This is a genomic window from Actinoplanes italicus (assembly GCF_003001815.1).
GTDB classification, from domain to species: domain Bacteria; phylum Actinomycetota; class Actinomycetes; order Mycobacteriales; family Micromonosporaceae; genus Actinoplanes; species Actinoplanes italicus.
Genome location: NZ_PVMZ01000024.1, coordinates 19,807 through 40,504, shown reverse-complemented (window position 1 = coordinate 40,504; position 20,698 = coordinate 19,807). Strand labels below are relative to the sequence as shown.

Genomic DNA, 20,698 nt, shown 5'->3' with positions numbered 1-20,698 from the left:
TCGCCGGATGCCGTACTACTCCGCCGCCGACGGTCTGCGCCTGTGGTATGAGGTGGCCGGGGACGGACCGCCGCTCCTGGTGCTGCCCGGCGGACCCGGCATGGACGTGCGCTACCTCGGCGATCTGGGCGGCCTGTCGGCGGTTCGCGGGCTGGTCCTGGCCGATGCCCGGGCCGGTGGCCGTTCGGAGGTTCCCGAGGACCGGTCGACGGTCTCGTTCACGGCGCAGGCCGACGACCTGGACGCGCTGCGGGAGCATCTGGGGCTGGACCGGGTGGACATCCTGGCGCACTCGGCGGGATCGCTGACCGCCCAGGAGTACGCGGTGCGGCGTCCCGGCCGGGTGCGGCGCCTTGTGCTGGTGACGCCGATCGGGCGGGCGGGGCGGGACATCGACCGGGCCGAGGTGGCCGCGATCCGGGCCGCCCGTGCCGCCGAGCCCTGGTATCCGCAGGCCGCGGACGCGACGGGGCCGTTCGCGGCGGCACGGATGGCGCCGTTCCACTGGCACCGGTGGACGCCCGCGCGGCGGCGCGAGTACGTGCCGGGGCACGCCAACGCGCTGCCGTGGTTCCGGGAGGCGTTCTATGCGGGTACGGCCACGCCGGGGCCGGTGCTCGCGCCGGCGCTGGTGCTGGCCGGGGCCTCGGACGGGATGATCGGCACGGCGCCGGCGCGGCTGGTGGCGGGCGCTCACCCGTACGCCCATCTTGAAGTCATGACCGAATCCGGTCACCGGCCGTGGGTGGAGCAGCCCGAACAGTTCGTCAAGCTCGTCGAGGACTTCCTAGGAGCCTGAATTGGCCAGTTCGCGGCGGGAGGTGACGCCGAGCTTGGTGAAGACCTTGCGGAGGTGCCACTCGACCGTGCGCGGGCTGAGGAACAGGACCGCCCCGATCTCCGGGTTCGTCCGTCCCGCGGCGGCCAGCCTGGCGATCTGCGACTCCTGAGAGGTGAGCTCCGCCCGTACCCCCGTTGATCTTTTCCGGACAGTCTCCCCGGTGGCCAGCAACTCACGCCCGGCCCGTTCGGCGAAGCCCTCGGCACCCATCGCCGCGAACGCGTCGTATGCCGGGCGCAGCTGGAGCCGCGCGTCGGCCCGCCGGTTCTCGCGCCGCAGCCACTCGCCGTACAGCAGCCGCGCCCGCGCGGTCTGCAGGTCCAGCCGGGTGGTCGCGAGCTGCTCGATCGCCTCCCGGTAGTGCTCCTCCGCCCGGCCGGCGGGTCCGGCGAGCGCGTCCGCCAGGGCCCGCGTGCCGCGAGCCCATCCGCCTTCGACGACGGCGGCACGCGCGGCGAGGCGGTCCCGGGCCTCTTCGGCAAGATCCATTTCGTGGGTACGGGCAGCCGCCTCGACGAGCTCACCGAGACCCCACCGGAACACGGCCAGGTCCTCGTGCCCGGTGGCCTCCCGGGCCGCCGCCAGCGCGGCCGGGTAGTCGCCGAGCCCGTTGTGCAGCACCGCCCGCGCGTATCCGGCCACCCCGAGCAGCCAGCCCACCCCACCCTCCTCGGCCTCCGAGCGCAGCGACTCGATTCGTTCCAGCGCCGGACCGGAGCGGCCCCGGTGGGCGGCCAGGATCGCGGCGGTCGCCGGATGCGGGGACGGGCCGGTCGCGTACGCCAGCGCCTCCGCCTCGTCGAGCAGGTCGGACGCGTCGGCGAACCGGCCCGCGTAGAGCAGCGCCGTGGCCCGGAACGTGAGCGCACTGGGCAGCAACGCGAGCAGCCCCTCGCGGCGGGCGACCGTCACCGTCCGCTCGGTGCGTGACAGGAACCCGGCGTCGTCGAAGACCTCGTGCTCGGCCATCCCTGCCATCCACTGCAGGTCCAGGTCGCTCTCCGCGCTGACCGAGGCCAGCGCCCGGGTGAACAGCGGCGCGGCGGCCGCGTGCCCGTCCAGGCTCCACGCCGTGAAGGCGGCCAGCAGGCGTCCGGCCGGCTCGTCGCCGGGCGGCACGTTCCGGGCGGCCTCGGCGGCCCGGCGTAGGTCGCCGGGCGCGAACCGGCCGGCGTTCGCGGCCGCGCCGAGCGCCGAAAGGTAGGTGGCCCGGGACGCGGCAGGGTCCAGGACGGCCAGCTTCCCGGCCGCCTCGAGCAGCGGGTTCACGGCCGACCGGCCGGCGTTGACGGTGAACGCCACCCGCGCCCGGAGGCGCTCGATCCCGGCCTGGCGCACCGGGTCGTACGGGCCGAGTTCGGCGGCGGCGAGCAGCTCCGGCACGGCGGCGACGGCACCGGAGGCGAATCGGGCGCGGGCGGCGGCCAGGGTACGGGCGGCGCGGGCCTCCGGGTCGAGGGTGAGTTCGGCGGCCCGTTCCAGGAACGAGGCGGCCGCGGCCCGTCCGCCCCGGGCCAGGGCGCGGCCGGCGGAGCGTTCCAGTTCCGCGGCGACGTCCTCGTCGGGGCCGATCGCGGCGTGCGCGCGGTGCCAGGCGCGCCGGTCCGGGTCGCGGTCGCCGTCGGTGACCTCGGCGAGCGCGTGGTGGACGGCCCGCAGGTCGCCGGCCGCGGCCGAGCGCCAGACGGCCGACCGGACGAGCGGGTGCCGGAACCGGACCCGCGCACCGAGTTCGACGAGGCCGGCCGTCTCCAGGGGCGCGGCCGCCGCCGGGCCGATCTCCAGCCGGGCGGCCGCGCGCCAGAGCAGCGGCACGTCGCCGACCGGTTCGACGGCGGCGGCCAGCAGCAGGCGGCGGGAGTCGGCGGGCAGGGCCTCGACGCGGCGCTGGAAGGTCGCCTCCACCCGATCGGCGACGCTGCCGTCCTGGGCGGCTCGCTGGCCGCCGTACCCGAAGGCCAGTTCGGCCGGGGACAGATCGCGGGGCAGTTCGAGCAGGGCCAGCGGGTTGCCGCGGGTCTCGGCGATGATCCGGTCGCGGACATGGGCGTCGACCAGGCCGGGCAGCACCGAGTCGAGCAGCAGCCGGGCCTCGGCCTCCGGCAGGCCCTCCACCACCAGCTCGGGCAGGCCCGCGAGCTGAGCGCCGCGGACCCCGAAGATCAGGGCCACCGACTCGGAGTCCAGCCTCCGGGCCACGAAGGTGAGGATGACCTCGGACATCCGGTCCAGCCACTGGGCGTCGTCGACCACGCAGATCAGCGGCTGCCCGGCGGCGGCCTCGGCGAGCAGGCCGAGCACCGCGAGACCGACGATCAGTCCCTCCGGCGGGCGGCCGCTGCTCAGGCCGAACGCGGTCGACAGCGCCTCGCGCTGCGGCTCGGGCAGCTTGCCGAGGTGCTCCAGCAGGGGCGCGCAGAGCTGCTGCAGCGCAGAGTAGGCCAGCTCGGTCTCCGGTTCGACGCCCGCGGAGCGCAGCACCCGGCCGGCCGGCGCGTGCCCGGTCAGGTAGTCCAGCAGCGCGGACTTGCCGACGCCGGCCTCGCCGCGGACCACGAGAACACGGCTGTGACCGGCGCGTACGTCGCGCAGCAGCCGGTCGAGGGTGTCACGCTCGCGGTGGCGTCCTCGCAGTTCCACAGCCCGCTGCCCCCTTCGCCCGGTGCCGGTCCCCGGCGTCGGCACACTACCGGGCCCGGGTGTCCGCCAGGGTCATACCCGGGTTCGACGCGGTCCGTCCGGCGGCGAGGCTCTCCTCATGTCGACGATTCGCTTCCACAAAACCATGAGGGTGACCCCCGAGCAGTTCCTCGCCGCGATCACCGATTTCGGCCCGGGCCGGTCGAAGATCTTCGGCAACAGCGCGGACGAGGCGCTGCGGGTGCACGAGCTGGGTCCGACGTACGCGGACGTGACCGAGGGCGGCGGCGGTGTCTGGGAGCGGCTCAGCTACGACTGGTCGGACCCGGACCGGATCGTGATGACGACGACCGACTCCAACGTGTGGGGTGGCGCGTCGGGGCACACCTACACCCTGACCCGCCGGCCGGACGGCACCACGATCCTCGACGCGGTGGTGGTCCGGGACGGCCGGAACCTCAAGGGCAGGGTGGTCGGCTTCCTGCTGGGCACGGTCGCGAAGCCGTTCCTGGGCAAGGCCCTCGACCGGACCATCAGGGCGGTCGAGGAGCGTACGCACGCGTGACGCACCAACGGCCCGTGCCCCACGCGCGGTGACGTGGGGCACGGGCCGGATCGGAGGGGTTCAGGAGCCGAGGCCGGCGGCCCGGGCCATGTGGGCGGCGTACCAGGCGGGCCAGTTCTCGTCGTGGCGTCCGCCGAGCTCGCCGGCCTCGTACTCGCCGTGGGCGGTCGCGGCGTCGCGGAGGGCCTGCTCGACCTCGGCGACCGAGCCGTAGACGACGTGGCTGATCCGGCCCGGGCCGCGCTGGGTGACCTCCTGCAGGAAGAACTCGTTGCCGTCCGGGTCGGTGAAGGACAGGAACGAGCCGTAGGACTGCCGGTCGGGGTGCGGGCCACCGGCCCGGGCAGCGGTTCCCGCATGGTGGAAGACGCCGCCCGTGTCGTGGAAGACCTCGCTCACCTCGACCCCGTGGGCGGTCAGGTGCTCGTGGGCGGCGAGGATGTCGTCCACGACGATGTGGACGCCCTTGGACGTGCCGGGCCCGGCGTCGGTGACACCCGAGCCGATGATGATCGACGCGGCCGATCCGGGCGGGGTGAGGTGCACGACCCGGAAGCCGCCGGGGCCGGAGAAGTCGACGTCCTCGCGGAAGCCGATGTTCTTGTAGAACTCGCGGGACCGGTCCACGTCCGAGACCGGCAGCACCACGACCTCGATCTTGAAGTCCACCATCGTCTTGCTCCTCACAGCGTTTCGGTGACAGCAACGACTCTCGCTCGGCGGACCCCCGGGTCGCCCCAGGGTGAATCCCTGGTCCGGCCCCGGGCGGCTCACCGGTATCGGCAAACACTGGAAAAAGGCCTCTGAGCTGGGATAAAACGGGCTAGACGTAAGCCTTATTCCGGATGAAACGGGGCGTAACCACCGTGACCAGTTCAGTGAAACCGGCGGAAACCCGTGAGGAACAGGACCAGAAGTATCGGCAGAGTCTCAGCACCACTGCCGCACGGAACCTGACCCACACCACCAAGTCCGTCCCGCAGATGCAGGAGATCTCCTCCCGGTGGCTGCTGCGGAAGCTGCCCTGGGTCGAGGTGGCCGGCGGCACCTACCGGGTGAACCGGCGGATGACCTACCGGCTCGGGGACGGCCGGCTCACCTTCACCAACACCGGCGCAGTGGTCCAGGTGGTCCCGACGGAGCTGCGCGAGATCGCGGTCCTCGGCGGCATCGACGACGAGGAGCTGCTGAGCGCCATCGCCGACCGGTTCGTCCAGCAGGAGTACCAGCCCGGTCAGGTGATCGTCGAGTTCGGCTCGGTCGCCGACAACCTGTACCTGATCGCGCACGGCAAGGTGGACAAGGTCGGCGTCGGCACCTACGGCGACCCGCTCAGCATCGGCGTGCTGGCCGACGGCGAGAAGTTCGGCGAGCGGGTGCTCGTCGAGGACGAGCCGATCTGGGGGTACACCGCCAAGGCGATGACCGCCGTCACCATCCTGGCGCTGCCCCGCTCCGCGTTCGCCGAGCTGATCGCTCGCAGCGAGATGCTGCGCGATCACGTCGAGGGGTTCCGGGCCAACAGCCGCCGCCCGCAGAACAAGCACGGTGAGGCCGAGATCGCGGTCGCCGCCGGCCACACCGGCGAGCCCACGCTGGCCGGGACCTATGTCGACTACGAGACCAACCCCCGCGAGTACGAGCTGAGCGTCGCCCAGACGGTCCTGCGCATCCACACCCGTGTCGCGGATCTCTACAACGAGCCGATGAACCAGCTGGAGCAGCAGCTGCGCCTGACCGTCGAGGCACTGCGCGAGCGCCAGGAGTACGAACTGGTCAACAACCGCGAGTTCGGCCTGCTGCACAACGCCGACCTGCGGCAGCGCATCCACACCCGCAGCGGCCCGCCGACCCCGGACGACCTCGACGAGCTGCTGTCGATGCGGCGCAGCACGAAGTTCTTCCTGGCGCACCCGCAGGCGATCGCCGCGTTCGGGCGCGAGTGCAGCAAGCGGGGCATCTACCCGCCGCCGGTGGAGATGGACGGCCACACGGTCCCGTCCTGGCGCGGTGTGCCGATCCTGCCGTCCGGCAAGATCCCGATCAGCCACACCCACACCACGTCGATCCTGGCGATGCGGACCGGGGAGGCGGACCAGGGTGTGGTCGGCCTGCACCAGACCGGGCTGCCGGACGAGTACCAGCCGGGACTCAACGCACGGTTCATGGGGATCAGCGAGCAGGCGATCATGTCGTACCTGGTGAGCGCCTACTATTCGGCGGCGGTGCTGGTGCCGGACGCGCTCGGCATCCTCGACCACGTCGAGCTGTCCCACTGATGTCCGTAATCTCCGACATCTCGGGCTCACCGCCTCCGGACCTCGCCCGCCTCCTGCCGCCACCGCTCGGCATGTCCGCGATGCGCGCCTTCGCCGGACCCCTGGTCGCGCCGCCCCGGGACGACCAGTTGTTCTGCCCCGACGCGATCAGGGACGACCCGGCCCTGGGAGACCTCGTCGACGACATGCTCGTCGATTGGGCGAGAAGTGTAGGTATCTACGACGGCAACCTGGACAAGCTGAGGTCGTACGGCTTCGGCCGATACATGATGCTCGCCCACCCCGCCGTCAACGACCCGGACCGCCTGCTCATGGCCACGAAATGCCTGGTCGCCGAGTGGGCCGCCGACGACTACTACGTCGACGAGGTGGAGCTCGGCGCCGACCCGGCGGTGGTCGGCTCCCGGATGGCCAGGCTGCTGTCGATCGTCGACCCGGCGCAGCTGGTCCCGCGCTACGCCACCGACATGGCCGGGTACCACCGGCTGGAGCCGATCTCGGAGGCGTTCCGCACCGCCATGGAGCACCTGGCCCGCTACGCCACCTCGGCCCAGATGGGCCGCTTCCAGCACCAGATGGCGATCCTCTTCCTGGCGTGGACGCAGGAGGCGGACTGGCACGTCAACAAGCGCACCCCGCCGGTCTGGGAGTACCTCGTCCAGCGGCATCTCAACAGCTACCTGCCGCCGATGATCCTGATCGACGTGCTGGCCGGCTACGAGCTGTCGCCGCACGAGTTCTACCACCCGGACGTGCGCCGCGCCTTCACCACCGCCGGCAACGCGGCGGTGCTCGTCAACGACCTGCACTCGGGTTCACGCGAGTCGGAGAACGACTTCAACCTGCCGCGCGTGCTCGAACTCAACGAGGGCCTGCCGAAGAAGCAGGCCGTCGCCCGGACCGTCGAGATCCACAACGAGCTCATGCACACCTTCGTGGGGCTGGCCGCCCAGCTCAGCGCGACCGGATCGCCGAACATGCGGCGCTTCCTCGCCGACACCTGGGCCTGGCTCGGCGGCAGCCGCCGCTGGCACGCCACCACCGGCCGATACAACAAGAACGGGAGCCGATCATGACCAGCACCATCCTGCGTACGAGCTTCGAGAAGTCGGTAGCCGCGTACTGGAACACCAACCAGGACGACCCGGTGAACCTGCGCCTCGGCGAGGTCGACGACCTCTACCACCACCACTATGGCGTCGGCCCGTACGACCCCGCGGTGCTGGACGGCCCGGTCGAGACCCGTGAGCAGCGGATCATCGCCGAGTTGCACCGCCTGGAGAGTGCCCAGGCCGACCTGCTGCTGGACCACCTGGGCCCGATCACCGCCGACGACATGATCCTGGACGGCGGTTCCGGCCGCGGCGGCACCAGCATCATGGCCCACCAGCGGTTCGGCTGCGAGGTCGACGGCGTCTCGATCTCCGAGTACCAGGTCGGCTTCGCCAACGAGCAGGCCGCCCGCCGCGGGATCAACGCCCGGGTCCGCTTCCACTTCCGCAACATGCTCGAGACCCAGCTGCCGGCCGGTACCCGCCAGGCCATCTGGACGAACGAGACCACCATGTACGTGGACCTGTTCGACCTCTACACGGAGTTCGCCCGCCTGCTCAAGTTCGGCGGCCGCTACGTCTGCATCACGGGCTGCGCCAACGACGTGACCGGCCTGCGTTCCAAGGCCGTCAGCAAGATCAACGAGCACTACACGTGCGACATCCACCCGCGCAGCCAGTACTTCAAGGCCCTGGCCGCCAACGGTCTGGTCCCGATCAACGTGGTCGACCTGACCGAGGCGACCATCCCGTACTGGCAGCTGCGCGCGAAGTCCGACGTCGCAACGGGCATCGAGGAGGCGTTCCTGACCGCCTACCAGGAGGGCAGCTTCCACTACCTGCTGATCGCCGCCGACCGCATCTGACCCTCCACGGCCGGGCGCGGTGCCGCCGCCACGCCCGGCTCATCACCTCTCCTCCGGCGCGCGGCCGAATCCGGTCCGAGATACCACGCCGGGGAGCCCGGCCACCGACCTGCTGGAAGGCCGCGAACGGCACCTTCGACCCGCCGCCCCGACAGCGTCGCCGGACGACGGCCGCCCTGGAGATCCTCGCCCACGTCGCGATCTGTGCGGCGGCCATCGTCACGTTCGGCGGACCGGCCTCCGCGATCACCTTCTGGGTGACCGTGCTCGGTGGCGGGACCGCGCTGTTCATCGCGACCCAGGTCTCGTCGCATCGGAACACCCGCAGACGCTGACCGCCCGGCTGATGGATCAGATCAGGCGCGGACCAGTGGGGTGGCGATCTCTCGGGCGTGGTCGGTCCACGGGGCCGGGCGCATGGTGGCGGCGTCGAGGCGGACGTTGACGCGGCGGCCCTCGGCGTAGACGACCGCGCCGTCGAGGGAGGTCACGCGGAAGCCGTACGCCGCACTGGTGTTGCCCAGTTTGTCGAGCCAGAAGTGGATGGCGATGTCGCCCACGCCGGTCACCGGCTGGTGGAAGGTGATCGCGTACTCGCGGACCACGTTGAACGCGTCCGGCGTGGTCGGCCGGCCTCCGGTGAAGGAGACGCCCCGCTCGGTCCACCACTTGGTGACGGCCCGCTCGACGAGTACGGCGTACCGCGAGTTGTGCAGGATGCCCATGGCGTCGAGGTCGTCGAAGTGCACGGGGGTGTGCTCGACGACGCCGTAGGAGATGGTCGCGGTGGTCATGAGAGCTCCGGAAGGATCGTCGGGTCGGTGCTGATGGCGCGCAGGTGGCCGAGCAGGGCGCGGCGTGCCTGGCGGTACGTGGTGTCGGCACCCAGGACGGGTGCCTGCATGACGGCGCAGACGCCGAGGGCCTCGGTCTGGTAGGCCAGCGCCGCCGGGTCGGTGTCGTCGCGCAGGTCGCCGAGGGTGACGGCGTCGGTGGCCAGGCCCGTCAGGAACGTCATCCAGTCGGTCTGCTCGGCGGCCAGACGGTCGCGGACGGTGCCGGGGCGGGCGTTGAACTCGAAGTGGGCATTGGCGAAGAAACAGCCACCGGGCAGCACCTTCGCCTCGTAGAACGCGATCCGCCGCTCGTGCACCGCCCAGAGCCGCCGGACTCCGGCGGGGGCGCTCAGCGCGGGGCGGATCACCCGGTCGGTCCACTGGACGCGGGCCTGGTCGATGACGGCGAGCTGCAGGGCCTCCTTGGAGCGCCAGTGCGCGAACAGGCCGGACTTGCTGACGCCGAGCGCGTCGGCGACCTGGCTGAGCGACAGCCCGTCGAGGCCGGACACGGTGGCGAGCAGGAGCGCCTGCTCCAGCACCGCGCTGCGGGTCCGCTCCCCGCGGATGAGTCTGCCGTCCTGCGTCATGACAGCCAACCTACAAAACGACCGACCGTTCGTAAATATAAGTCGGGTCACACCGTCCGATCCAGCATGTGGGACTCTTCCCCGGCGCAACTACCGGTTCAGGAAAAGGAGACGCAGCTCAACAGGCACACGGAGTCCGGCGCAGGTGGCGCAGCCGCCCATCACTTCCCCCATCTCCTATGAAGTAAATAGGTTAAGCGCCGAGGGAGGTGAGGCGGTGAGGACGCAGATGACAGAACCGCGCAGGCGCCGGGCCGACCGGGCCCGGCAGGTCGCTGACGTGCTGCGTCACCAGGTGCTCTCCGGCGCGTTCCCGGCCGGGACGCTGCCCGCCGAGTCGCAGCTCTGCCACGACTTCGCCGCCTCCCGCAACACCGTCCGCGAGGCCCTCGGCCTGCTCGCCGCCGAAGGGCTGGTCGAACGGCTCCCGGGCGTCGGCACGCTGGTGTGCTCGGCCAAGTACGCCCACGGCCTCGACCGGCTCGCCGGACTGGCCGAGACGCTGCACCACCAGGGCAGCATCACCAACCGGGTCCGCACCGTCGGGCTCGTCGACCCGCCGGCCGTGGTGGCGCGCCGGCTCCGGGTTCCGGACGGCGAACAGGTCGTCTACCTGGAGCGGGTCCGCAGCCTCGACGGCACGCCGGTCTCGCTCGACCTCACCTACCTGCCGCAGGACATCGGCGTCCCGCTGCTCGCCGAGGACCTGGCCGGGCGGGACGTCTTCGTGCTGATCGAGGAGCTGACCGGGCAGAGCCTGGGCCACGCCGACATCAGCATCGAGGCCGTCAACGCCGACTCGCACAGCGCCGACCTGCTCGGTGTCGCCGACCGGGCCGCCCTGCTCATGGTCGACCGGCTCACCCATCTCGCCGACGGCCGCCCAGTCGACCTGGAGTGGATCCGGTTCCGCGGCGACCGGCTGACCCTGCTCAGCCGCCTGCACCGTTTCTGATTCCCCACACAGCACCGCTATTCCGGGAGACCCCCATGCCTCTGGTCAATCAGCGTGTCGACGTACCGGTGACGATCGACCCGAACCTCTGCATCGACGAGTGCACCCTCTGCGTGGACATGTGCCCGCTCGACTCGCTGGCCATCGACCCGGACACCAGCAAGGCGTACATGCACGTGGACGAGTGCTGGTACTGCGGCCCCTGCGCGGCCCGCTGCCCCACCGGCGCGGTGACCGTCGACATGCCGGTACTGATCCGATGAGGCGGGCGGCACTGGCGGGCACACTCCTGCTCGCTCTGAGCGGCTGCACCGTGGCCGGCGACCGGGCCGAGGCCGGCGTCGAACAGGTCGTCGTCGGCTACCAGTCCAAGACGATCAACACGGTCACCGCGGGCACGCTGCTGCGGGCCAAGGGCTTCCTCGAACAGCGGCTCGGCGGGAAGTACGACGTGGTCTGGCAGGACTACGACACCGGCGCCCCGATCACCGCGCAGATGATGGCCGGGAAGATCGACATCGGGTCGATGGGCGACTATCCGCTGCTCATCAACGGTGCTCGCGGCCAGCAGTCGGAGCAGACCCGGACGAGGATGATCGCGGTCACCGGCTACAACCGGCGCGGGGCGCTCAACACCGTGGTGGTCGCCAGGGACTCCCCCGTGGCCACGCTGTCCGGCCTGCGCGGCAAGGTGGTCTCGACCAGCGTCGGCTCGGCCGCGCACGGCCTGTTCGTGCAGGCGCTGCGCAAGGCGGGGCTGACCGACACCGACGTCAAGGTGGAGAACCAGCAGCCGCAGGTCGGAGCGTCGGCGCTGCAGTCCGGCAACGTCGACGCGTTGTCGCAGTTCGTCGCCTGGCCGGGTCTGCTCGTGCATCGCGGTGAGGCGAAGGTGCTCTACGACGGTGGCGCGCTCGAGGTGCCGACCCTGCACGGCACGGTCGTCCGGCAGCAGTACGCCGACCAGCGTCCCGATGTGGTGAAGGCGTTCCTCGCGGCTCAGCAGGACGCCACCGACTTCCTCTGGAGACACCCGCTGGAGGCCGCCGAGATCGTGGCGAAGGCGACCGGGCTGCCCGCCGAGGTGGTCTACCTCTACAACGGCGCGAACGGCATCGCCACCTTCGACCTGCCGATCCGGCCCGAGTTCCGGGCCGCGCTCGAACAGGACGTGCCGTTCCTCAAGTCGATCGGTGTGCTGCAGGGCATCGATCTGGACGCGTTCGTCGACGACAGCCTGGTGCCGGCCGGCGGCGGCACGCCGGGAGCCGTGCTGAGCGGCACCGACGCGATCTGCGGGACCGCGGTGACCGATCCGGCGCTGGCCGGGGAGCTGTGGCTCGCCGGGGAGAACACCACGATCGCGACGACGGACCCGACGTGCCTGGTCAAGGCGGTCCGGGCGGCCAAGGCGTCAGGCAGACAGATCAGGGCGGCGTACGTTCCGGACGCGACCACCGGCACGCGATGGTTCGCCGACAAGAGCACCTGGGTCCAGGACGGCGCCCGGTTCCTGCCGTTCGTCACCGAGGCGGCCGCGAAGACGTTCAGCACCGGCCACCCGGGGTCGCGCGTTCTCTCGTACGACCAATTGGTGAACGAATCATGACCACCGCCGTCGCCGCGCCGCCCGGCCGCACCCGGACCACCCCGAGCCCGAAGCGGCCGCCGGGCCGCCAGGCGAGACGCTGGCTGATCCGGATCGCCTCCCTGGTCACCGCCCTGCTGCTCTGGGAGTGGCTGACCGTGACCGACGTGACCGCCTGGATCCGTTTCGATCGGCTGCCGACGCCGGTCGAGGTGGCCGGTCAGCTGTGGACGCTGCTGGGTGATCCGCTGTACTACCTGGACATCGCGCAGAGCCTTGTCCGCATCCTGACCGGTTTCGCCCTTGCGGCCGTCTTCGGGATCGCGGCCGGGATCGCGGTGGCCCGCTCGTGGCTGCTGTCCGACATCCTGCAGCCGCTGTTCGAGGTGGTCCGCCCGATCCCGGCGATCGCCCTGGTCCCGGTCGCGATCCTGCTGTTCCCGCGCAACGAGCAGGGCATCGTGTTCATCACGTTCACCGCGGCGTTCTTCCCGATCCTGGTCAGCACCCGGCACGCGGTCCGTGCGCTGCCGGCCGTCTGGGAGGACGCGGTCCGCACCATGGGCGGCGGCCGGTGGCGAGTTCTGATCAGCGTGGTGCTGCCCGGGGCGCTACCGGGCGTGTTCAGCGGCCTGTCGGTCGGGATGGGCGTCTCGTGGATCTGCGTGATCTCCGCCGAGATGATCTCCGGCGACTTCGGCGTCGGCTACCGCACCTGGCACGCGTACACGATCGTCGACTACCCGGCCGTACTGGTCGGCATGATCACCATCGGGGTGCTGGGCTGGCTGACCGCCGGACTGGTCGAACTGCTCGGCCGGCGGATCGTGGGTGAGCGATGAGTCTCGCCTTTCACCTCGAGGACGTCAGCCTCGGGCACGGCTCGGAGATCGCGGTCCGTGGGCTCGACCTGGACGTCCGGCCCGGTGAGGTGCTGGTCGTGGTCGGCGCCTCCGGCTGCGGCAAGTCGACCCTGTTGCGCACCCTCGCCGGACTGCTGCCGTCTCTCGGTGGCAGCGTGCTCGCCGACGGCGCCCCGATCACCGGCCCGTCCCCGGACCGCGCCATGGTGTTCCAGGACGACGCGCTGCTGCCGTGGCGCAGCGCGCGCCGCAACGTCGAACTGCCGCTCGCGATCCGCCGGATCCCGCGCCCGCAACGCCGCGCCACGGCCGAGCAATGGCTGGGCCAGGTCGGACTCGGTGACCAGGCCCACCGGCGGCCGCGGCAACTCTCCGGCGGCATGCGCCAGCGGGTGCAGCTGGCCCGTACCCTCGCCGGAGAACCTCGTGCCGTCCTCATGGACGAGCCGTTCGGAGCCCTGGACGCGCAGACCCGCGGCGCCATGCAGCGCTTGCTCGTCGATGTACTGAAGAACACCCCGGCGACCGTCGTCTTCGTCACCCACGACGTCGACGAGGCACTGTTCATCGGCGACCGGGTGGCGGTCCTCGCGCCCGGCGGCATCCGCACGATCGTCGACGTACCCGAACCCCGTGACCCCGCGACCCGCGGCACTCCCCTGGTCCGCGCGGCCCGGGAGTCGCTGCTCGCCGCCCTGTTCCAACGGAGCCCCGCATGACCCGTCATCTGGAGACCGACGTCCTCGTGATCGGCGGCGGCACCGCCGGGACGATGGCCGCACTGTCGGCCGCGACCGCCGGAGCGAACGTGCTGCTGCTGGAGAAGGCCCACGTGCGGCACTCCGGCGCGCTCGCCATGGGCATGGACGGCGTCAACAACGCGGTCATTCCGGGCAAGGCGACCCCCGAGGATTACGTACGGGAGATCACGCGCGCCAACGACGGCATCGTCGACCAGCGCACCGTCCACCAGACCGCCACCCGTGGGCACGCCATGGTGCAGCGGCTGGAGAGTTACGGGGTCAAGTTCGAGAAGGACGAGTACGGCGAGTACGCGGTCCGGCAGGTCCACCGGTCCGGCCGGTACGTGCTGCCGATGCCCGAGGGCCGTGACATCAAGAAGGTCCTCTACCGCGTGCTGCGGCGGCGTGACATGCGGGAGAAGATCCAGATCGAGAACCGCGTGATGCCGGTACGGGTACTCACCGACGCCGGCCGGGCGGTCGGTGCGGCCGGTTTCGACACCCGCAGCGGCGAGTTCGTCACGGTCGCCGCCAACGCGGTCGTCCTGGCGACCGGAGCGTGCGGGCGGCTCGGGCTGCCGGCCAGCGGCTACCTCTACGGGACGTACGAGAATCCGACGAACGCGGGCGACGGGTACGCGATGGCGTACCACGCCGGGGCGGAACTGTCCGGAATCGAATGTTTCCAGATCAACCCGCTGATCAAGGACTACAACGGCCCGGCCTGCGCCTATGTGGCCAACCCCTTCGGCGGCTATCAGGTCAACAATCGCGGGGAACGGTTCGTCGACTGCGACTACTGGTCCGGGCAGATGATGTCCGAGGTGGCGCGCGAACTCGAATCCGACCGCGGACCCATCTACCTCAAACTCAGCCACCTGCCGGACGAGACCATCTCGGCGGTCGAGGGGATTCTGCACACCACCGAACGGCCGTCGCGCGGCACCTTCCACTCCGGTCGCGGGCACGATTACCGCACCCACGACATCGAGATGCACATCTCCGAGATCGGGTTGTGCGGTGGCCATTCGGCGTCCGGTGTGTGGGTCGACGAGAACGGGGCGACGACGGTTCCCGGGCTCTACGCGGCCGGCGATCTGGCCTGCGTTCCGCACAACTACATGATCGGCGCGTTCGTCTTCGGTGATCTGGCCGGCACACACGCCGCCGGGCTGCCGGGCCGCCCGTCCGCGCCGCTGCCCGAGGACCAGATCGAGGCCGCGCGCGAGCTCATCCACCGGCCGCAACAGAATCCGGACGGTCCGCCCCAGCAGCAGGTCGAGTACAAACTGCGCCGGTTCGTCAACGACTACGTCGCGCCGCCCAAATCGGCGGCCAAACTGGAGATCGCGGTCGAGACGTTCCAGCGGATGAACGGTGAGATCGACGGCATGGGCGGGCGCACCCCGCACGAACTGATGCGCTGCGTCGAGGTCACCTTCATCCGCGACTGCGCCGAAATGGCGGCGCGGGCCTCGCTCGTACGCACCGAGAGCCGTTGGGGTCTCTATCACGACCGCACCGACCATCCGGAGCGTGACGACGAATCCTGGCTCTATCACCTGAACCTGCGCAAGGGCGCCGACGGGGAGATGGAGTTCATCAAACGACCGGTCGCCGAATACCTGTTTCCCGTCGACGACTACCGGCCTCCGGCCGGGGACGCACCCATCGCGGTCCCGGAACCGCGCCGGTTCACCACGGCGTCACATCGAAGATCCGGCGATCGTACGTCCGGAGGCACATCGACCGGCGCGGCTGCGCGTATCGTCGCCGTCCTTGCTCTGGCCGACCAGCTCACCGCCGGCGGGTCCGATTCCGATCGTCCCGCTGAATCGCCGGGCACCGTGGGGGCGCCCTCTCTCCCCGGGGCGGCCGGCAGCGGCCCGGCTGTCGGGGCGCCGGGCTCCGGGGCGGCTCCGGGCGGGCTGGATTCGGGGCTCGCCGCGTTCGCGACGTATCTGACGGATGATGACGCCGCCGTGCGCCGGACCGCGGTCATGACGCTCACCGAGGTAGCGCCACCCGGTGCGGCCGGCGCCCTGGTCGACGCGCTCGCCGACGCCGACTCGTCGGTGCGCGCGGCAGCCGCGGCCGGACTGCGCGAGCTGGCCGACGTACTTCCCGCCGACGACGCGCTGGCGGCCCGGCTGCGGACCGCCTACGGCAGCACCGACGCCGGAGTCCGTGAGGTCGTCATCGAGCTGCTGCGGGTCATCGGGCTCGGCACGATCGAGGACTTCCGGGCCGGCGCCGAGGACGTCGAGGTGACGGTCCGGCTGCAGGCGGTCCGCGGCCTGGTGCGCCGGGACGATGTCGCGGGCCTGGCCGCCGCCGCCATGGACCCGGCCCGTGAGGTGCGGGTCGCCGCGGCACACGGCTTCGGCACGGTCGGCGACCCGGCGGCCGCGTCCGCGGTGCACCGCCTGATCAGCGACGACGACCCGCTGGTGCGGGCTGCCGCCTGGCAGGCCGCCGCGCCGATCGGCTGCCCCGGCCCGCTGCCGTCACTGGCCGTGGAGGCACTGGGAGAGGCGGCCTGGCAGGTTCGCGAGGGCGCCGCGAAGGCCCTGGCCGCGGCCCCGCCCGAGGTGGCTGTCCCACCGCTGCTGGCCGCCGCCACCGACCCAAACCTCGACGTACGCCGCGCCGCGATCCGCGCTCTCGCCGGCTGGCCGGACCATCCGGACGTGGTGAACGCCCTGGCCACCGCGGCCACCGACGACCCCGACGCCGACGTCCGGGCGTGGGCCCGCCGAGCCCGGGCCGTCCCCGCCTGACCACCGCCGGCCCCAGAGCCGATCAGCCCCCAGTCGCTCACCCCTGGCCGCCCGGCCAGGGCCCGATCAGGCCCCCAAGCCGCTCGTCCGGGCCCGGATCGTCCCGGTCCGGCCTCCGGTCACCAGGGCCAGGAAGTGGTCAGGTCGTCGAGCGGCTCGCCGGGCCACACCACGAAGACCGTGTCGGCGGCGTCGTCGCAGATCAGCTGCGCGCCGCCGACCACGGTCAGCTCTCGGACGACGCACAGGACAGTGGCGGGCTCCGGTCCGCGGAACCCGACGCTCGCCACCCGGTCGTCGCTGGTCGTCACCGCTGCGGGACGGTCGGCGGTGTGGAGGGTGACCTCGCCCAGGCAACCCACGCGGGTGCACTGCGGCGGGCAGTCCGGCAGTTCGAGGCCGGGCACCCGGAACCAGGCCGAACCATGGCCTCCGCCGGTCCTCAGCGCGTCGACGACCTGCGCGGCCGTGGGCAACAGGACGGGTGGCGGTGGCACGTCGGGCACTCCCCGCGACTCGTCGGCCGAGGTGACCCAGGCCCAGTCGTCAGCACCGGCCAGCCGGTGCAGCGGCATGACGTGCATCCACCAACTCACCGGCCCAGTGTGGCAGTCCGTCCCCGGCTGCTCTTGACGCAACCATTGTGATCGTTAACATCTTGGCAATGTCCGTGACTCCGCGGCTAGTCCGCCGTACCACCCTGGTCGCCGCCGTTCTGGTCGCCGCCCTGGTGACGGGCATCGCGGTGCTGCGGGCATACAACGGGGGCATGCCCGCAGCACCGACCGCCGTCGCGCCCAGCGTCTATCCGGAGCCACGGTTCCTGCTCGGCGACGACGGCGTGCACGACCCGACGATCGTCGAGAAGCCGGGCGGCGGCTATCTGCTCGCGCACACCGGCGACAACCTGCGCCTCCGAACCTCGGCCGACTTGGAGACGTTCACCGACGCCGGGCCGGCCTTCCCGGGAGGCGCCGCCTGGACCACCGGTTACACCAAGGGCAGCACGGCTCTCTGGGCGCCGGACATCTCGTACCACAAAGATCGTTTCTATCTTTATTATTCGGCGTCGACTTTCGGCTCGAACCACTCGGCGATCTTCCTGGCCACCAGCACGACGGGCGAGTCCGGCACGTGGACACACCACGGCATGGTGATCGGAAGCAGCCAAGGATCAAACTTCAATGCCATCGACCCTCATCTGTACGTGGATGACGGCGGCCGTTGGTGGCTGACGTTCGGCTCGTTCTGGAGTGGCATTCAACAGATCAGCCTCGACCCGGCGACAGGCCTGCGCTCCGGCGCGGCCATGACCGCACTGGCCACCCGGGGCGACACCGCCGTCGAAGCGCCGTACCTGTCCAAGCACGGTGACCACTACTACCTGTGGCTGTCGTTCGACGCCTGCTGCAAGGGAGCGGCGAGCACGTACCGCACCCTCGTCGGCCGCTCGGACCGCCCGGACGGCCCGTTCACCGACCGCAACGGCACACCGCTGACAGCCGGAGGCGGCACCGAGATCCTTTCCGGACACGGAAGCGTCCACGGCCCCGGCCACCCGGCAGTCCTCGACACCGCCGGCGGCGAGCTGCTGATCTACCACTACTACGCCGACACCGGCACGCCGCACCTGGGCATCAACAGCATCGGCTACGACGCCGACGGCTGGCCCTTCGCCCACTGACCCACCGTCCGCGCGATCTTGTGCGTTCACGGCTGCTGGATCGACGGAACCTCCCATGATCGCCTTCCCCTTGCAGGGCGACAGGCGAGCAGGCGGGCGTGGTCAGGCCCGCCGCGTCGAGAACCCGGGCGATGCCGGACCGCGAGCGGCAAGGCCGACCGCCGCCGCTCCGCTACAGGCGTTCCTGGAGCAGGGGCCTGAGGACCTTGAAGACGTGGGTGTTGGGGTGCTTGCCGGTGAAACGGTCGGCGAACGGACCGTAAGCGGTGACCGGCACGTCCTGGCCGGTGTGGCCGGTCGTGGTCCAGTCGATGACGAAGCTGAAGCCGCTGCCCTTGACCGGGAACGGGCCGTCCTCGACGGAGGCGGAGCCGGCGTCGCCGGACTCGTCGTCGGGATCGACGTCCTCCACGGCGAGGCCACCGGTCTCGTGGTCGCCGGTGACCACGATCAGAGTGTCGCGGTGGCGCTGCGCGTAGCCGAGAGCGACCGCCACCGCGCGGTCCAGCGAGCCCATCGTCTGCAGGGTTCGCTGACCGTTGTTGCGGTGGGCGAACTCGTCGACGCCCTCCTCCTCGATCAGCAGGAAGAAGCCGTCGCGGTCGGTGGAGAGATTGGTGAGGGCTTTCTCGGTCATCGCGGCAAGGCTGACCACCGGGGCGTAGATGTCGCCCTGGCCCTCGGCGCGCTGCTGGAACATCTCCTCGTTGGCGAAGAGGCCGAGCAGCCTGCCCTTGCCGGCGGCGGCCAGCTGGGCGGGGGTGGAGACGTACTGGTAGCCGGACCGGCGGGCCTGCTCGATCAGGTTTCCCTCGGTGCCGCGGCTGCCCTCCTCCGGGTCTTCGGCGGGCTGGTCGGGGTACGCGCCGGGTGTGCCGGCCGGCAGCCACCAGTCCTCGCCGCCGCCCAGGATCACGTCGGGTTTCGTCTTCTCGAGGTATTGGCGGGCGATGTCGTCCTGTGCGTCGCGGTCGACGGCGTTGCTGAAGAACGCGGCCGGGCTGGCGTCGGTCACCTGCGCGGTGGTGACCAGGCCGGTCGACTTTCCGGCGGCCTTGGCCAGGGCGCCCAGCGTCGGGAGCGGGTTGCCGTCGGGGTCGACGCTGATCGCGCCGTTGTAGGTGCGCACCCCGGTGGCCCAGGCGCTCGCGCCGGCGGCCGAGTCGGTGATCGCCGACTCCGGGTCGTCGGGGCTGGTGGTCAGCTGGCCGGAGACCGGAAGTGTGTCCATCGTGAGCCGGCCGTCGAGCCCCGCGTGGAAGAGGCGGGCGGCCTCCCGGTGCGCGGCCGACATGCCGTCACCGTTGATGAAGATGACGTTGCGGACGGCCGGGCGAGACCGGTCGGGTGCCTGGGCTCCGGCGTCGTTCAGCGGTATGACCGTGATCAGAGCGGCGGCCAACAGTGCCGCGGCGGGAATGGATCGAACGGACATGTCTCCCCCTACAGCTTCAGCGATGCACGGGTATCGATGCCAGTGAACGCCCTCCGGGCTCACGATCGCACGCCGGACGCCTCGGATGTCACCTTTCGGTGCGATCGATCCGCAATTCCCGCTCCAGTTCGGCGATCACGGTACGCAGATCGTCGAGCCGCTGACTGATCATGATCCGGTCGATCTCGTCGGGGATGCCGTCGTTGTCGTCGTCGGTGGCCATATGCTCGGTCATCTCCAGGCGGCGGGCCTCCTCCATCGAGTTGACGATGACCGCGATCAGGATGTTGACCAGCAGGTTGACCGTGATCAGGACGTAGCTGACGTAGTAGACGAGCGTCCACGGCGACAGTGCGAGGCCCTGCTCGATCAGGTCGGGCAGCGTCTCCAGCGACAGCAGCACGAACAGCGTGAGCACCGCCCGGCCGAGAGTGCCGTACTGATCGGGATCGGACTCGCCGAAGATCAGCCAGCCGGCCATCCCGTAGACGTAGAGCGTCACGAGGGCCAGCGCCAGGAAGCCGCCGACGCCGGGCAGGCTGCGCAGCAGCGCCGACACGATGGTCCGCAGGCCCGGCGAGAACCGGACCAGCCGCACCACCCGGGCGATCCGGATCACCCGCAGCGCGGCCGAGTCGCCGTGCAGGCCGGGGATGAAGACGGCGGCGATCACCACGAAGTCGAAGACGTTCCAGCCGTGCCGGAAGAACTCGCGAGGATGGCGGCCGTACGCCAGGATCCGCACCGTGATCTCGGCGACGAACACGATCCGGAAGAACCACTCCAGCGCGTGCAGCAGCGGTCCGGCCGCCTCGGGATAGGGGTAGGTCTCGACGGCCAGCAGGATCGCGTTGGCGCCGATCATGACGACGATCAGCACCTCGAACGCCCGCGAGTCGGAGATGACGGCGCAGCGGTGGGCCACCCGGTCCAGCCGCGACGCGTACCGCTCAATCACGGCGAGGAAGTGGGACGGGTCCT

At 71.1% G+C, this 20,698-nt stretch carries 19 protein-coding genes; 12 read left to right on the top strand and 7 right to left on the bottom strand.

Annotated features, from left to right (window positions below):
• Positions 1 to 7 precede the first annotated feature (7 nt).
• Positions 8 to 799 carry an alpha/beta fold hydrolase gene (locus CLV67_RS41275; protein WP_106328683.1) on the top strand — a complete coding sequence of 264 codons (792 nt, stop codon included), beginning with the start codon at positions 8 to 10 and terminating at the stop codon, positions 797 to 799.
• Here the strand turns inward: CLV67_RS41275 and CLV67_RS41270 are convergent.
• Positions 788 to 3,481: a helix-turn-helix transcriptional regulator gene (locus CLV67_RS41270; protein ID WP_106328681.1), complete on the bottom strand. Its 2,694-nt coding sequence runs from the start codon at positions 3,479 to 3,481 to the stop codon at positions 788 to 790. The genes CLV67_RS41275 and CLV67_RS41270 overlap by 12 nt on opposite strands.
• Positions 3,482 to 3,599: 118 nt before the next feature.
• Between CLV67_RS41270 and CLV67_RS41265 the strand changes: the two genes are divergently transcribed.
• Entirely contained in the window at positions 3,600 to 4,046 is a 447-nt protein-coding gene (locus tag CLV67_RS41265; RefSeq protein WP_106328679.1) for a hypothetical protein, read from the top strand.
• A gap of 60 nt (positions 4,047 to 4,106) precedes the next feature.
• On the opposite strand, the gene CLV67_RS41260 is transcribed toward CLV67_RS41265, so the two are convergent.
• Positions 4,107 to 4,718, bottom strand: a complete 612-nt coding sequence (locus CLV67_RS41260; RefSeq protein ID WP_106328677.1) for a VOC family protein — start codon at positions 4,716 to 4,718, stop codon at positions 4,107 to 4,109.
• Positions 4,719 to 4,891: 173 nt separating this feature from the next.
• Between CLV67_RS41260 and CLV67_RS41255 the strand changes: the two genes are divergently transcribed.
• From CLV67_RS41255 to CLV67_RS41245, 3 genes are read left to right on the top strand one after another with little or no spacing between them, the layout of a single operon-like run.
• Positions 4,892 to 6,325, top strand: a complete 1,434-nt coding sequence (locus CLV67_RS41255) for a family 2B encapsulin nanocompartment shell protein (protein ID WP_106328675.1) — start codon at positions 4,892 to 4,894, stop codon at positions 6,323 to 6,325.
• Positions 6,325 to 7,401, top strand: coding sequence for a family 2 encapsulin nanocompartment cargo protein terpene cyclase (locus tag CLV67_RS41250; RefSeq protein ID WP_106328673.1), 1,077 nt, complete (start codon positions 6,325 to 6,327; stop codon positions 7,399 to 7,401). The genes CLV67_RS41255 and CLV67_RS41250 overlap by 1 nt, the downstream gene beginning before the upstream one ends.
• The gene (locus CLV67_RS41245; protein ID WP_106328672.1) at positions 7,398 to 8,243 is read left to right on the top strand and encodes a geranyl diphosphate 2-C-methyltransferase; all 846 of its coding nucleotides are present in this window, start codon (positions 7,398 to 7,400) and stop codon (positions 8,241 to 8,243) included. The genes CLV67_RS41250 and CLV67_RS41245 overlap by 4 nt, the downstream gene beginning before the upstream one ends.
• 356 nt (positions 8,244 to 8,599) lie before the next feature.
• Here the strand turns inward: CLV67_RS41245 and CLV67_RS41240 are convergent, their stop codons facing one another.
• Positions 8,600 to 9,037 (bottom strand): acyl-CoA thioesterase, encoded by a 438-nt coding sequence (locus CLV67_RS41240; protein ID WP_106328670.1) that lies wholly within the window; start codon positions 9,035 to 9,037, stop codon positions 8,600 to 8,602.
• Positions 9,034 to 9,669: a TetR/AcrR family transcriptional regulator gene (locus CLV67_RS41235; RefSeq protein WP_106328668.1), complete on the bottom strand. Its 636-nt coding sequence runs from the start codon at positions 9,667 to 9,669 to the stop codon at positions 9,034 to 9,036. Before CLV67_RS41235 ends, CLV67_RS41240 begins: the two co-directional genes overlap by 4 nt.
• A 217-nt stretch (positions 9,670 to 9,886) precedes the next feature.
• On the opposite strand from CLV67_RS41235, the gene CLV67_RS41230 reads away from it, so the two are divergent.
• Genes CLV67_RS41230 through CLV67_RS41205 form a run of 6 tightly spaced genes read left to right on the top strand, consistent with a single transcriptional unit; the run spans position 9,887 to position 16,598 of the window.
• Positions 9,887 to 10,624, top strand: coding sequence for a GntR family transcriptional regulator (locus CLV67_RS41230; RefSeq protein ID WP_239166977.1), 738 nt, complete (start codon positions 9,887 to 9,889; stop codon positions 10,622 to 10,624).
• 35 nt (positions 10,625 to 10,659) lie between these two features.
• The gene (locus tag CLV67_RS41225) at positions 10,660 to 10,887 is read left to right on the top strand and encodes a 4Fe-4S dicluster domain-containing protein (protein ID WP_106328664.1); all 228 of its coding nucleotides are present in this window, start codon (positions 10,660 to 10,662) and stop codon (positions 10,885 to 10,887) included.
• Positions 10,884 to 12,233: an ABC transporter substrate-binding protein gene (locus tag CLV67_RS41220; protein ID WP_106328662.1), complete on the top strand. Its 1,350-nt coding sequence runs from the start codon at positions 10,884 to 10,886 to the stop codon at positions 12,231 to 12,233. Before CLV67_RS41225 ends, CLV67_RS41220 begins: the two co-directional genes overlap by 4 nt.
• A complete protein-coding gene (locus tag CLV67_RS41215; RefSeq protein ID WP_106328660.1) occupies positions 12,230 to 13,054 on the top strand; it encodes an ABC transporter permease in 825 nt (274 codons plus the stop codon). The genes CLV67_RS41220 and CLV67_RS41215 overlap by 4 nt, the downstream gene beginning before the upstream one ends.
• Positions 13,051 to 13,794 carry an ABC transporter ATP-binding protein gene (locus tag CLV67_RS41210; protein WP_106328658.1) on the top strand — a complete coding sequence of 248 codons (744 nt, stop codon included), beginning with the start codon at positions 13,051 to 13,053 and terminating at the stop codon, positions 13,792 to 13,794. The genes CLV67_RS41215 and CLV67_RS41210 overlap by 4 nt, the downstream gene beginning before the upstream one ends.
• Complete coding sequence (locus tag CLV67_RS41205; RefSeq protein WP_106328656.1) at positions 13,791 to 16,598, top strand: fumarate reductase/succinate dehydrogenase flavoprotein subunit; 2,808 nt, start codon at positions 13,791 to 13,793, stop codon at positions 16,596 to 16,598. Before CLV67_RS41210 ends, CLV67_RS41205 begins: the two co-directional genes overlap by 4 nt.
• Before the next feature lie 119 nt (positions 16,599 to 16,717).
• On the opposite strand, the gene CLV67_RS41200 is transcribed toward CLV67_RS41205, so the two are convergent.
• Complete coding sequence (locus CLV67_RS41200) at positions 16,718 to 17,194, bottom strand: hypothetical protein (protein WP_146169503.1); 477 nt, start codon at positions 17,192 to 17,194, stop codon at positions 16,718 to 16,720.
• A 68-nt stretch (positions 17,195 to 17,262) separates the two neighbouring features.
• Between CLV67_RS41200 and CLV67_RS41195 the strand changes: the two genes are divergently transcribed.
• Positions 17,263 to 18,282 (top strand): arabinan endo-1,5-alpha-L-arabinosidase, encoded by a 1,020-nt coding sequence (locus CLV67_RS41195; RefSeq protein WP_170154206.1) that lies wholly within the window; start codon positions 17,263 to 17,265, stop codon positions 18,280 to 18,282.
• A 172-nt stretch (positions 18,283 to 18,454) separates the two neighbouring features.
• Here the strand turns inward: CLV67_RS41195 and CLV67_RS41190 are convergent, their stop codons facing one another.
• Positions 18,455 to 19,717: an alkaline phosphatase gene (locus tag CLV67_RS41190; RefSeq protein ID WP_106328652.1), complete on the bottom strand. Its 1,263-nt coding sequence runs from the start codon at positions 19,715 to 19,717 to the stop codon at positions 18,455 to 18,457.
• A gap of 88 nt (positions 19,718 to 19,805) precedes the next feature.
• Positions 19,806 to 20,675: an ion transporter gene (locus CLV67_RS41185; RefSeq protein ID WP_239166976.1), complete on the bottom strand. Its 870-nt coding sequence runs from the start codon at positions 20,673 to 20,675 to the stop codon at positions 19,806 to 19,808.
• Positions 20,676 to 20,698 lie beyond the last annotated feature (23 nt).